Origin of the sequence: Ralstonia mannitolilytica (genome assembly GCF_905397375.1) — a bacterium.
Lineage (GTDB): Bacteria > Pseudomonadota > Gammaproteobacteria > Burkholderiales > Burkholderiaceae > Ralstonia > Ralstonia mannitolilytica.
Window position 1 is genome coordinate 411,476 of sequence record NZ_CAJPVG010000002.1, and the last position, 12,340, is coordinate 423,815.

The 12,340-nt window shown below is 66.6% G+C and carries 9 protein-coding genes and 3 tRNA genes; 11 read left to right on the forward strand and 1 reads right to left on the reverse strand.

Features of this window, described 5'->3' with window-relative positions; translation table 11 throughout:
• Positions 1-56 precede the first annotated feature (56 nt).
• The 10 genes from uvrC (at position 57) to KHN96_RS07655 (ending at position 9,810) form a co-directional block, all read left to right on the forward strand.
• Positions 57-2,030, forward strand: coding sequence for an excinuclease ABC subunit UvrC (uvrC, locus tag KHN96_RS07610; protein WP_045786476.1), 1,974 nt, complete (start codon positions 57-59; stop codon positions 2,028-2,030).
• 68 nt (positions 2,031-2,098) lie between these two features.
• Positions 2,099-2,674 (forward strand): CDP-diacylglycerol--glycerol-3-phosphate 3-phosphatidyltransferase, encoded by a 576-nt coding sequence (gene pgsA / locus KHN96_RS07615; protein ID WP_062739282.1) that lies wholly within the window; start codon positions 2,099-2,101, stop codon positions 2,672-2,674.
• Between the two features lie 136 nt (positions 2,675-2,810).
• Positions 2,811-2,886: transfer RNA gene (locus KHN96_RS07620), tRNA-Gly, on the forward strand.
• A 53-nt stretch (positions 2,887-2,939) separates the two neighbouring features.
• A tRNA-Gly gene (locus tag KHN96_RS07625) sits at positions 2,940-3,015 on the forward strand.
• 93 nt (positions 3,016-3,108) lie between these two features.
• Positions 3,109-3,182: transfer RNA gene (locus tag KHN96_RS07630), tRNA-Cys, on the forward strand.
• Between the two features lie 511 nt (positions 3,183-3,693).
• Positions 3,694-4,407 carry a response regulator transcription factor gene (locus KHN96_RS07635; protein WP_062739280.1) on the forward strand — a complete coding sequence of 238 codons (714 nt, stop codon included), beginning with the start codon at positions 3,694-3,696 and terminating at the stop codon, positions 4,405-4,407.
• On the forward strand, positions 4,391-6,070 hold the full coding sequence (locus KHN96_RS07640) for a FecR family protein (RefSeq protein WP_045786479.1): 1,680 nt from the start codon (positions 4,391-4,393) through the stop codon (positions 6,068-6,070). Before KHN96_RS07635 ends, KHN96_RS07640 begins: the two co-directional genes overlap by 17 nt.
• A complete protein-coding gene (locus KHN96_RS07645; RefSeq protein WP_115043980.1) occupies positions 6,063-8,396 on the forward strand; it encodes a CHASE2 domain-containing protein in 2,334 nt (777 codons plus the stop codon). The genes KHN96_RS07640 and KHN96_RS07645 overlap by 8 nt, the downstream gene beginning before the upstream one ends.
• A gap of 411 nt (positions 8,397-8,807) precedes the next feature.
• On the forward strand, positions 8,808-9,515 hold the full coding sequence (locus KHN96_RS07650; protein ID WP_045786481.1) for a response regulator transcription factor: 708 nt from the start codon (positions 8,808-8,810) through the stop codon (positions 9,513-9,515).
• 43 nt (positions 9,516-9,558) lie between these two features.
• Entirely contained in the window at positions 9,559-9,810 is a 252-nt protein-coding gene (locus tag KHN96_RS07655) for a GlsB/YeaQ/YmgE family stress response membrane protein (RefSeq protein WP_062739278.1), read from the forward strand.
• Positions 9,811-10,100: 290 nt separating this feature from the next.
• On the opposite strand, the gene KHN96_RS07660 is transcribed toward KHN96_RS07655, so the two are convergent.
• Positions 10,101-10,856, reverse strand: coding sequence for a FadR/GntR family transcriptional regulator (locus tag KHN96_RS07660; protein ID WP_045786483.1), 756 nt, complete (start codon positions 10,854-10,856; stop codon positions 10,101-10,103).
• Positions 10,857-10,965: 109 nt separating this feature from the next.
• Here KHN96_RS07660 and gudD point away from each other — a divergent pair, with 109 nt between their 5' ends.
• Positions 10,966-12,318, forward strand: coding sequence for a glucarate dehydratase (gudD, locus tag KHN96_RS07665; protein ID WP_062739431.1), 1,353 nt, complete (start codon positions 10,966-10,968; stop codon positions 12,316-12,318).
• The last annotated feature ends 22 nt before the right edge of the window (positions 12,319-12,340 follow it).

Sequence of the window (12,340 nt, forward strand, 5' to 3'; positions counted from 1 at the left end):
CGCCATTGTAGTCGGCCGCTTGTTCTACACTGACGGCCTCTGACCCAGCGAACGCCATGCCGTCCGACCCCACGCAATCCGATACCGCCAAGACGCCCGAGAGCGTCGAGCCTGCCGTGCCCGCGAATGTGCCGGAATTCGATGCAAAGGCCCACATCGCGCGCCTGCCGAACCTGCCGGGCGTGTACCGCTATTTCGACGCGCAGGGCAACGTGCTCTACGTGGGCAAGGCGCGCGACCTCAAGAAGCGCGTCTCCAGCTACTTCAACAAGACGCTGCTGTCGCCGCGCATTGCCATGATGGTGGCGAAGATCGCGCGCATCGAGACCACCGTCGTGCGCAGCGAGGCCGAGGCGCTGCTGCTGGAGAACAACCTCATCAAGGCGCTGGCGCCGCGCTACAACATCCTCTTTCGCGACGACAAGTCGTACCCGTATCTGAAGCTCACGCAGCATGCGTATCCGCGCATGGCGTATTACCGCGGCGCGACGGATCGCAAGCACCAGTACTTCGGCCCGTTCCCGAGCGCGCACGCGGTACGCGAGAGCATGCAGATCCTGCAGAAGGTGTTTCAGCTGCGCACGTGTGAAGACACCGTCTTCAACAACCGCACGCGGCCGTGCCTGCTGCACCAGATCCACCGCTGCAGCGGCCCGTGCGTGCAGGCGATCAGCCCCGAGGATTACGCCCGCGACGTCGCCAACGCCGCCGGTTTCCTGCAAGGCCGTCAGGATGAGGTCATGCAGACGCTGCAGGACAAGATGCAGCGCTATGCCGAGGCGCTCGAGTTCGAGCAGGCCGCCGTCGTGCGCGATCAGATCGGGGCGCTGTCGACGGTGCTCAAGCAGCAGTCGGTGGAGGAGGTCGGCAACGCCAGCGACATCGACATCCTGGCCGTGGCGATCAAGGGCGGCCACGCGTGCGTGAACCTCGCGATGGTGCGCGGGGGGCGGCACCTGGGCGACAAGGCCTACTTCCCAGCGCACGTCGAAGAAGGGGCTGCCATCGTCAGCGTGGATGTGGAAGCGGATGGCGAAGCGGCAACCGAAGCGCCGCGCGACACCGAACGCATGGCCAGCGACATCCTGGAGGCCTTCATCGCGCAGCATTACCTTGACCAGTTCGTGCCCCCGGTGCTGGTGGTGAGCCACCCGATCCACGCCACCGAGCTGATCGATGCGCTGGCCGAGCAGGCAGGGCGTCGCATCTCGGTCGTGCGTCAACCGCAGGGTGGGCGCCGCGCCTGGCTGGAGATGGCCGAGAAGGGCGCCGAGCTTTCGCTGATGCGGCGGCTCTCCGAACAGGGCAGCCAGCAGGCGCGCACCCGCGCATTGGCCGAGACCATCGGCATCGATCTCGAAGACCTGGCCGCGCTGCGCGTCGAGTGCTTCGACATCAGCCACACCGCCGGCGAGGCCACGCAGGCGTCGTGCGTGGTGTTCCACAGCCACGCCATGCAGAACAGCGAATACCGTCGCTACAACATCCAGGACATCACCCCTGGCGACGACTACGCAGCCATGCGGCAGGTCCTCACGCGCCGCTATCAGAAGATCGTCGAGCAGGCCGGCGAAGACGCGCCGAACATGCCCAATATCGTCTTGATCGACGGCGGCAAGGGGCAGGTGGAAGTCGCGCGCCAGGTGTTCGAAGAACTGGGTCTCGACATCGGCCTGCTGGTCGGCGTGGCCAAGGGCGAAGGCCGCAAGGTCGGCTTGGAGACGCTGGTCTTTGCCGATGGCCGCCCCTCGTTGGAGTTGGGGCAGGGCAGCGCGGCGCTGATGCTGGTCGCGCAGATCCGCGACGAGGCGCACCGTTTTGCCATCACCGGCATGCGAGCCAAGCGGGCCAAGGCGCGCAACACCTCGCGGCTCGAAGAGATCGAAGGCATTGGCGCCAAGCGCCGGCAGCGGCTGCTGGCGCGCTTCGGCGGCCTGCGCGGCGTGATGGCCGCCAGCGTCGACGAGCTGGCCTCCGTTGAAGGCATCTCTCAGACGCTGGCCGAAGAAATCTACCGTCAGCTGCACTGATCGGCGACAATGCCGCATCGTTGCCGCGCCGGCCCAGGCCTGCGCGGCGGTCGTCCTCTCGATCTGCCATGCCTTTCAACTTCCCGATCCTCCTGACCTGGCTGCGTGTGGCCATGATCCCGCTGGTGGTGGGCGTGTTCTATGTGCCGGACACCTGGATGGCGCTGCCCGCCAAGAACCTGACGGCCGCGGTGTTCTTCATCGTCGCCGGCCTCACCGATTGGTTTGACGGCTTTCTCGCACGCCGCTGGAACCAGACGTCGGCGTTCGGCGCGTTTCTCGATCCGGTGGCCGACAAGCTGATGGTCGCCGCCGCATTGCTGGTGCTTCTGGCGCTGGGCCGTGTGTCCGACGTCATCGCGTTGGTCATCATCGGCCGCGAGATCACCATCTCGGCGCTGCGCGAGTGGATGGCGCAGATCGGCGCCTCGAAGAGCGTGGCCGTCAACTTCCTCGGCAAGCTGAAGACGACGTTCCAGATGATCGCCATCCCGTTGCTGCTGTTCAAAGGCCGGCTGTTCGGCGTGATCGACGCGCAGGTGTGGGGGACGTGGCTGATCTACGTGGCGGCGGTGCTCACGCTGTGGTCGATGGCGTATTACATGAAGCTTGCCTGGCCGCAGATTCGCGAACGCGCAAAATGAGCCCGCAAAAACTCTTGCGCAAACCTGTTGACGAGCGCGATTCTTTTTTGCCATAATCTCGTTCTCGCGTTGCAGTGATGTGACGCAAACGGTCTTGCAGCACACAGGTTGTACGGCAGTGCTGGTAGCCAAAATTGCGGGAATAGCTCAGTTGGTAGAGCGCAACCTTGCCAAGGTTGAGGTCGCGAGTTCGAGCCTCGTTTCCCGCTCCAGTTTTGAATGTGTGGCCGTACCGAGGTGATGGTGCGGCGGCATGACCGGTTACGCGGGAATAGCTCAGTTGGTAGAGCGCAACCTTGCCAAGGTTGAGGTCGCGAGTTCGAGCCTCGTTTCCCGCTCCAATCCCTAAGGGAAGCCTTGCTTCCCTTTTTCTTTATCGGCACGGCCAATACGTGGTTTTCCACGAATTGCTACAATGCGGTGCTGAACCCTAAGGCGGGGTAGCAAAGTGGTTATGCAGCGGCCTGCAAAGCCGTGTACGCCGGTTCGATTCCGGCCTCCGCCTCCAGAATGCAGAAAAGCCCCGACTGGTTCGGGGCTTTTTCTTTTGGCGCACGCATGCAGGGCGCGATGGAGTCGCTTCCGCCTTTCGCCGCGGGACCAGTTCTGATCCACTTTCACTCGAAAGGTCGAGCGTGGCCGCCGCCGACTTCGCAACGCGGGTCGCGGATACCTGTGTTCGTGGCGATCGATGCCTGGGAAATGGGGCGGCTCCACCGTAGGAGGGCGCCCTGTGCAGACGTCACAAAAAGTGATAGAACGATACAAAGACATGGCGTTGCCTCTCGGTTTTCACAATTGTTTGCAATATGACCGGGGTGTCCTTTTAGGATGACCTGGGCCCAAGTCGGCATGCCGGCGGGCGGAGAAAGGTCTTGCGCGGGAGCCGGTGCCGCGCCGGAGGCGGCCGGCACGTTGAACAGCGACGCCGGCCCGGGACCCCATCACAACGACAGAGGGAGTGAGCCGGCATCCCGCGTAGTGAAGACCGGGCCCGGTGTGGGGAAAAGGCAGTCCAGATGGCGATACGAATTGCCTCGGTAGAAGACAACCAGGCGCAATCACAGTTGATTCGCGAGATCCTGGTTTCGTCCGGATACGAATGCGAGTGTTTCAGCAACGGCGATGCCTTCGTCAAGGCGCTGCGCGATCGCACGTTCGACTTGCTGCTGCTTGACTGGCAACTGCCGGACATCAGCGGTATCCAGCTCGTCAGCTGGGTCAGGCAGACGGTGGGGCCGGCGTTGCCGGTCCTGTTCCTGACCAACCGCTCCCTCGAAGATGATGTGGTCCGCGGCCTGGCCGCCGGCGCCGACGACTACGTGATCAAGCCGGTGCGCCGCGCAGAACTCGTCGCGCGTGTGGGTGCGCTGCTGCGCCGGGCGGCTCCGCGTACGGGCGAGTCGCTCGAGCGCATACGCGTGGGGCCGTACGCGGTGGATCCGCTCGGCCGTGTGTTGACGCTGCATGGCGTGCAGGTCGAACTGTCGCCGCGGGAGTTTGACCTGGCGCTGTACCTCTTCCGCAATGTCGGCAAGCTGGTGCCGCGCGAGTTGATCGAGCAGGCCGTCTGGGGGCGCAGCATCGGCCCCGATTCGCGCACGCTGGCCACGCATATCTCCAAGCTGCGGCTCAAGCTCGACCTCAACCAGAAGAATGGGGTCCGCCTGGTCTCGGTGTATTCGCATGGCTATCGGCTCGAAACCACGCAAGAAGATGGCGAAACAAACTGACAAGCGGTGGGACGGTTGGATGGGGCGCGCCGCGTTTGTCGGCGCGTTTGTCGTTTTCGGGGGCGGGTGGCAGGCGGCCGTGGCCCAGCCTTCGGGGGCGGACGGCAGGGACTTCCTGTATCGGGTCCAGCAGGGCGATACGCTCATCAACCTGGCAGAGCGCTATATGGACGGCATCGACGGCTGGCGCGTGCTGCAGCGCCGCAATCGCGTGGCCGATCCGTACCGCTTGCAGCCGGGGTCCATTCTGCGCATTCCGTTCGATCGCATTCCCGTTGTGCGTGCGACGGCGCAAGTGGTGTTTGCGCGCGACGCGAACTCCGACGGCAAGCCGCTGCAAGCTGGCATGAAGCTCGCCGAAGACGCGCAGATCGATACGGGCGACAAAGGCGCCGTCACGCTGGCCTTCGACGACGGCACACGCATGACCGTGCCGCCGGGCAGCCACGTCGCGCTGTCGCGTGTGCGTGCGTTCGCGCACGCCGGACTTATCGACGTGCGCGTGCACGTCAAGCAGGGCGAGGCCGAATCGAATGTCGCGCCGAAGAAGACCGGCGTCGGTCGGTATGAAATCTCGACGCCGGCATTGGTGACGGGTGTGCGCGGTACCCGTTTCCGGGTGCAGGCGAGCGACTCCGTGTCGACCAGTTCGGTGCTGGAGGGCCAGGTGACGGCACAGGCCGGCCGACGAGCGCAGGGCATCAAGGCCGGGTTTGGCGTGCAGGCTTCGGGCGGACGGCTCCAGCGTGCTGCGCTGCCGGCTGCGCCCCGGCTCGGTGCCATTCCGGAACTGGTGCAGACGCCGTGCTTTCGCGCGACGTGGCAGCCCGCCAAGGGCGCGGCGGCGTATCGCGCGGCCGTCGCACGGGACTCGGCGCTGACCGAACTCGGCCCGTATCAATCGACCCAGGCACCGGGCGCCAACATCTGCGGAGATGAGGACGGCGATTACACGCTCGTCGTCCAGAGCATCGACGCGCTGGGCCTGACGAGCGTATCGGCCACGCGTGTTTTTACGGTTCGCCTGCATCCGGAAGCGCCGTTTACGACCGAGCCCGCCAACGGCAAGGTGTACCGCAGCGGCGAGGTGGCGTTCGCGTGGGCCTCCGTGTCTGACGCCGCGAGCTACGACATGGAAGTCGCCGATGCGCAGAGCTTTGCATCGCCGCTCATTCGGCAGCACGGCATCGACGTGCGCCTGAGCAAGGTGCTCGGCGCAGGCACATGGTGGTGGCGCGTGCGCTCGGTGGCACCCGATGGCAAGACCGGCCCGTGGAGCGACGCACTGCGCTTTCGCCTGTTGGATGTTCCGCCAGAATCGGTGCCAGCAGCCGCAGTCAATGCGGGCAACGACGGCAAGCTGCATGCGCATTGGCCCGCGCTGGCGCCCGAACTGACGGCCTCTGGCGCACGTACGCGCGTGCAACTGGCCAGCGAGTCGACTTTCACCAAGCCCATCGTCGATATCGTCAGCGAGGGGAGCGAAGCAGCCATGTCGAAGCCGCCGGCCGGCGTGTATTACATCCGCACAGGCGTGGACCTCGGCGATGCGGCGTCGGTGATCTACAGCAAGCCGCAGCGCATCGACGTCGGGAGCTTCGTCGGCGATTCTTCGCGCAGCCCGGTGCAGAGCGGCGGCGGCAGTCTGCTGCTCAATGACTGATCCGGCACCGGCCACGTCGCCCGCGCCCCGCCTGGGGCTGCGTGCGCTCTTGGAGTGGACCGTGCTCGTGGCGCTGGCGGTGCTGCTCACGCTGGGCGCCGCGCGCTGGAACGTGGTGGCACGGCTTGATGCGGCGCTGTACGACACGGTGCTGACGCTGCACGGCCATGCGGTGCGCGACGACATCGTGATCGTCGCCATTGATGACCAGAGCCTCGATGCCGTGGGTCGCTGGCCGTGGCCGCGCAGCCGCCTCGCCGATCTCGTTGCGCGGATCGGGCAGGCGCGGCCGCGCGCCCTCGGCGTGGACATCCTCCTGATCGAGCCCGATCTTGCGCACCCGGAAGGCGACCGCGCGCTGTCGTCCGCCATCGCGCAGGCCGGGCGTGTCATCTTGCCGGCGCTGCCCGAGCGTACGGAGCAGGGGCGCGTGTATCACTACCCGTTTCTCGGCATCGGCGCGGCGGTTGCGCACATCAATGCGGCCGCCGACGCCGATAGCGTGGTGCGAAGCGTCTACCTTGCAGAGGGGCCGCGCGGGCATGTACTCGACCACCTCGCACTCCAACTGGCACGGCAGGCGGCCCAGCCACCGGCTTCGCTGCCGGCCTCGCGTGACGTGCAGACCGATGCCGAGGGCTGGACACGCCAGGCCAACATCCGCCTGAACTTTGCCGGGCCCGCCGGTACATTCCGTCACGTGCCGGCGCTCGACGTCCTCAACGGGCGCGTGGCGGCGGACGCGTTTGCCGGCAAGCTCGTGTTGATCGGCGCTACGGCCTCCGGTGTGTCGGACATTTTTGCGACGCCCACCTCGCGCACGATGAGCGGCGTGGAAGTGCTCGCCAATGCCACGCAGACGGTGCTGGACGGCAGCGCCATCCTGCCCGTGTCCACGGGCGTCTTCTGGGCGATGACGCTGCTGCCGCTGCTGATGACGGCATGCGCCGTGCGCTGGTGGACGCCGCGCATGGCGCTCGCCGTGTCGATGGCCGGGGCGATGGTGCTGCTCGTCGGTTCGATCGGCGCGCTGGTGTTTGCCAATCGCTGGCTGCCGCCGTTCGCGGCAATGGTCGGGCCGCTGGTGCTGTATCCGCTGTGGAGCTGGCGCCAGCAGGAAGCCGCGCTGCGCTTTCTGCGTGGCGAGATGCAGCGCCTGACCCGTGAGCCGGGCCTGCTGGCGGAAGCCACGCCGCTGGCCCGTACCGGCCGCACATTGGGCGCACACATGGATGCCGTTGCCGCGCTGACAGACAGGCTCCGAGCCCTGCGACGCTACCTGGCCGATGCGCTGGAAAGCCTGCCTGATGCCACCGTCATCTGCACCGTAGACGGCACGATCCGCCTGGCCAACGGCCGCAGCGCCGAGCTGGCGGGGCAGTCGCCGTCGCCGGGGCAGAATCGCGCTGCCGCACTGCGTGATCTGCCAAGCCTGCTGGTGCGCGCGTTTCCCGACCCGGCGGCAGGCCAGCACTACTGGGCGCGTTGGCTCGCCGAGCCCGCGGGACTGGAGCCCGTCGAGCTGCGTACGCACGACGGCCGCTCGATGCTGATGCACGCAGCGGCGCTGCGCGACGAGGCAGGGCGCCCGGTCGACATCATCGTCAGCTTTGCCGATATCACGCCGGTTCGCGAAGCCGAACGCCGCCGCGAAGACGCGCTGCGTTTCATCTCGCACGACATGCGCTCGCCGCAGAGCGCGATCCTGGCGCTCATCGAATTGCAGCGCGACGGTTCGCGTGCGCTCGATCGCGAGGTGCTGCTCTCGCGCATCGAGCAGCTGTCTTCGCGCACGCTGGAGCTGGCGGATGCGTTCATCGACCTGGCGCGCGCCGAATCGCAGGCGCTCAAGCTGGTCGACGTGGACCTGCTGGGCCTCGTGCTCGATGCCGCCGACGAGGTCTGGCCGCTGGCGAATCGCCATCAGGTGGAAGTGCGCGTGGCGGCTGACATCGAGGCTTCCGTGCGCGGCGAACCACGGCTGCTGGTGCGCGCGCTGGTGAACCTGCTCAATAACGCCATCAAGTTCAGTTCGCCGGGTTCGGTGGTGACGGTGTCGGTTGCGGCGGACGACGCGATGTTTGCGGTGTCCGTGGCAGACCAGGGCGCCGGCATCGCGCTGGCGGATCAGCCCCGGCTGTTCCAGCCATTTCATCGGCTGCACGAGGGCGCGCCCAATGCGCCTTCAGGCTGCGGCCTCGGCCTGGTCTTCGTGAAGACCGTGGTGGACCGGCACGGCGGCCGCATTGCCGTGCAGAGCGCGCCGGGTCTGGGCTCGACCTTCACGCTGTGGCTGCCGCGCGCGCCACATTACCCTGACGCCTGAAACCCGCCCTGGGGCGAGGCTTCGGTCGCTTCTCTTTTTCAATCATTTGCATTTGGGCGCTGCGGCCACCCTACAGTTCATTGGCCGACCCGCACAACATGCACTGGTGAAAAACACCGGTCGAGAGACGATGGCGTCCGGGCAAAACGGCGTACAGATCCACCGAGCCGCCAAGCATGTTGAGCCAGACCGCCCCCGATGTTCTGACCGAATGCGAGTACGAACGCGTTCGTGCCGAACTGCACCGCGCTCTGCACGGCAGCGGGAACCCGCCACAGGGCGAGCGGTCCTGGCTGGCGGGGCGGCGTGAACCCAAGTGGCATAGCGAGGCTGACGATGCTCCAGACATGCAACACCGCCATCAAACCGTCGCGCGACTACGCCACGCGTAGCCAACCACGAAACCGAGCCATGAAAATCGGTCTGATCGACACGCATCTCGCCCGTCAGCAGGCGATCCACTCTGCGCTGCAGCCGACGCGCTTTGAATGCGTGCCCCTGTTTCTCTCACGCCAGGTCTTCGAGGCCATTGACCTGCAGGGCATCAACCTGCTGATGGTCGGTTCCCATGCGCACGACATGCCAGGCCTGTCGCTCGTGCGCACCGTGCGCGAGCGCGTGGGGCCGGGCATGGCCATCGTCTACCTCGCCGATGGCCATGCCGACTCCGAAACCGCCGACGCGCTCAATCACGGCGCAGACCTGTGCTTCCAGGGCGAGATCCGTCCGCCCGAGCTGCTCGCGCGGCTCGATGCGCTGATCCGCCGCTTTGCCGTGAGCCGTGCCGTGCGCGCTTCTGAAATTCAGCTGGGGCCTTACACGATCGATCGTCAGAACCGCGCCATCCGCCTGCGCGATACGCTGGTATCGGTACATGCGCGCGAGTTCGAGCTCGCCCTGCTGCTGTTCGCCAATGCGGGCCGCGTGCTGTCGCGCGCCGACATCGAACTGGCGTTGTGGGGGCGCGAACTGAGCCCGTATTCGCGCACGCTCGATACGCATGTCTCGCGGTTGCGCAAGAAGCTGCTGCTCGGTCCCGACAACGGCCTGCGCCTGCGCGCCATCTACGGGCAGGGCTTCTGCCTGGAGCGCGTGATGGAAACCGTGGGCCCGAACTGACGCCCATGCGTCCGCAGCGCGTTCGAGCCGCGGAGTCGACGTCATGCATCTGCTTATTCTCACGGCCCTGATCGGCTTCCTGTCAGGGCTCGTTGCGCGGCGGATCACTCCGGGATGCGGCCTCACGGGCTTCACTCTGACCACGATGCTAGGCGTGGCAGGCGCGCTGGCCGCGAGCTTTCTGGGCCAGTTGCTGCGCTGGTACCAGCCCGGCCAGTCTGCGGGTTGGATCGGCGCGATGATGGGCGCCGTCATCCTCCTGGCGGGCCACCACCTCCTGATGCGCGAGCGCTGAAGCGCTGCGGTCCATGGCGCCAAGCCCCGAAGATCGGGGCTTTTTTGTTGCCGGCAGCCGACGTGCGAACCGGTTGCCCAAAAGAAATGCCCTGACGCTCAGGACGGGAGCATCAGGGCCAAGTGACCGCAGCTCTCTCTTCCGCGGCCAAAGCGCACCCACGAGGGGTCGGTGCAGGCTCAGGTTACGTGGCTGAGCGGCCGGGAATGCAAATGTTTATCAACGGGCCCCAGGCGGCGCCGGTTTTTTCGTAAGACGTCAGACAACTCTCGCGGATTTCGGTTGACCGCTCAGGCCGACGCTTGTGCGGCGAGCCGGCCGGCATCCTCGTGCGCACTGCGCAGGCGTTCGCGGCTGTTGGACAGGTGCATGCGCATGGCGGCACGCGCGGCCTCCGGGTCCTTGCGGGCGATGGCGTCGAAGATGCTGTGGTGCTCGCGGTTGACCGTCGCGCGCAGTTCGGGCGCGTTGAGGTAGCCCACCTGCGCGAGGTCCATGCGGGTGCGGGGGATGAGCGTCTTGCCAAGCTGGGCGAGGGCGCCGACAAAGTGCTCGTTGCCCGTGGCGCGTGCAATGCTCAGGTGGAACTGCAGGTCGGAGGTCGCGCTGTCCCGGCCCTCGGCCTGGTCCTGCTCGATGGCGTCGAGCGCGGCGCGCAGCGCGTCGATTTCCGCAGCGCTGATGCGCTGCGCGGCCAGTCCGGCGCATTCCGTTTCAATGGCCATGCGCAGTTCCAGCATCGACAGGATGTCGTGCAGCGTGGAGGCCTCGCCCAGCGGGATGCTGTTGTCGGTGCGCGGCGGCAGGACGAAGCTGCCGATCCCGTGGCGCGTTTCGATGAGCCCCTTGGCCTGCAGGCGCGAGATCGCCTCGCGCACGACGGTCCGGCTCACGCCCAGCGTTTCCATCAGCGCGGATTCGGTGGGCAGCTTGTCGCCGGGGCGCAGGGATTCCATGGCGATGCGCCCCTTGATGTGGTCCACCACAACGTCTGCGAGGCTTTGGGTGCGGCGCACGAGCGTTGCGGGCGGGCTGGTGTCGGGCATGCGGTCTCCGGCGGCGGATTGCGGGTTTACCAGGGTGACCCCGTTGGGAAGTGTCCATTATAGTCGTCGTCCATGTTGTACGACGACTGATGACATATCACCGATGACGATGGATCACCAACCCCCCCAAGCCGCCAAGCACGGCCCGCGCGTCACACGCCTGCAGGTCATTCCCGTGGCCGGCCGCGACAGCATGCTGCTGAACCTCAGCGGCGCGCATGGCCCGTTCTTCACTCGCAACATCGCCATCCTGCAAGATTCCGACGGCCATATCGGCGTGGGTGAGGTGCCGGGCGGCGAGGCCATCCGCAAGACCATTGAAGACGCGACGCCCCTGGTGGTCGGACAACCGATCGGCGCCTACAACAATGTGCTCAATACCGTGCGCCGGCAGTTTGCCGACCGCGACGCCAGCGGGCGCGGCCTGCAGACGTTCGACCTGCGCACCACGGTGCATGCCGTCACCGCGCTGGAGAGCGCGCTGCTCGACCTGCTCGGCCAGCATCTGGGCGTGCCGGTGGCCGCGCTGCTGGGGCAGGGGCAGCAACGCATCAAGGTGCCGGCGCTGGGCTACCTGTTCTTCGTGGGCGACCGCACGCGCACCGACCTCGACTACGCCGACGGCAGCGACGCCACCGACGACTGGACACGCCTGCGCCACCAGGAGGCGCTTACGCCCGAAGCCGTGGTGCGGCTGGCCAAGGCAGCGCATGCGCGCTACGGCTTCAAGGACTTCAAGCTCAAGGGTGGCGTGCTGAGCGGCGACGAGGAGATGGTCGTCACCACCGCGCTGGCCGAAGCGTTCCCGGAGGCGCGCGTCACGCTCGACCCGAACGGGGCGTGGTCGCTGCAAGAAGCCATCCGCTTGTGCCGCGACAAGCACCACGTGCTGGCCTACGCCGAAGACCCGTGTGGCGCCGAGAACGGCTACTCCGGCCGCGAGGTGATGGCCGAATTCCGGCGCGCGACCGGCCTGCCCACCGCCACCAACATGATCGCCACGGACTGGCGGCAGATGGGTCACGCCATCCAGCTGCATTCGGTCGATATTCCGCTGGCTGATCCGCATTTCTGGACGATGCAGGGCTCGGTGCGCGTGGCGCAGATGTGCGACGACTGGGGCCTCACGTGGGGCTCGCACTCCAACAACCACTTCGACATTTCGCTGGCGATGTTCACGCACGTGGCGGCCGCCGCGCCCGGCAAGATCACCGCCATCGACACGCACTGGATCTGGCAGGACGGCCAGCGGCTCACGCGCGAGCCGTTCCAGATCGTCGGCGGCGAGATCGATGTGCCGACCGCGCCGGGCCTGGGCGTCACGCTCGACATGGCCGAGATCGAAAAGGCGCATGCGCTTTACAAGGAGCATGGCCTGGGCGCGCGGGACGATGCCATCGCCATGCGCCAGCTGATCCCCGACTGGCAGTTCGACAACAAGCGGCCCTGCATGGTCCGCTGAGCAGGCAACACCCGCGGGCGGT

Bases quoted from the DNA above. Each gene is read 5' to 3' on its own strand.
- KHN96_RS07660 (WP_045786483.1), bottom strand. From the start codon at position 10,856: ATGCCCGACACCAGCCCGCCCGCAACGCTCGTGCGCCGCACCCAAAGC.
- uvrC (WP_045786476.1), top strand. From the start codon at position 57: ATGCCGTCCGACCCCACGCAATCCGATACCGCCAAGACGCCCGAGAGC.
- KHN96_RS07635 (WP_062739280.1), top strand. From the start codon at position 3,694: ATGGCGATACGAATTGCCTCGGTAGAAGACAACCAGGCGCAATCACAG.
- gudD (WP_062739431.1), top strand. From the start codon at position 10,966: ATGGATCACCAACCCCCCCAAGCCGCCAAGCACGGCCCGCGCGTCACA.
- KHN96_RS07640 (WP_045786479.1), top strand. From the start codon at position 4,391: ATGGCGAAACAAACTGACAAGCGGTGGGACGGTTGGATGGGGCGCGCC.
- KHN96_RS07655 (WP_062739278.1), top strand. From the start codon at position 9,559: ATGCATCTGCTTATTCTCACGGCCCTGATCGGCTTCCTGTCAGGGCTC.
- KHN96_RS07650 (WP_045786481.1), top strand. From the start codon at position 8,808: ATGAAAATCGGTCTGATCGACACGCATCTCGCCCGTCAGCAGGCGATC.
- pgsA (WP_062739282.1), top strand. From the start codon at position 2,099: ATGCCTTTCAACTTCCCGATCCTCCTGACCTGGCTGCGTGTGGCCATG.
- KHN96_RS07645 (WP_115043980.1), top strand. From the start codon at position 6,063: ATGACTGATCCGGCACCGGCCACGTCGCCCGCGCCCCGCCTGGGGCTG.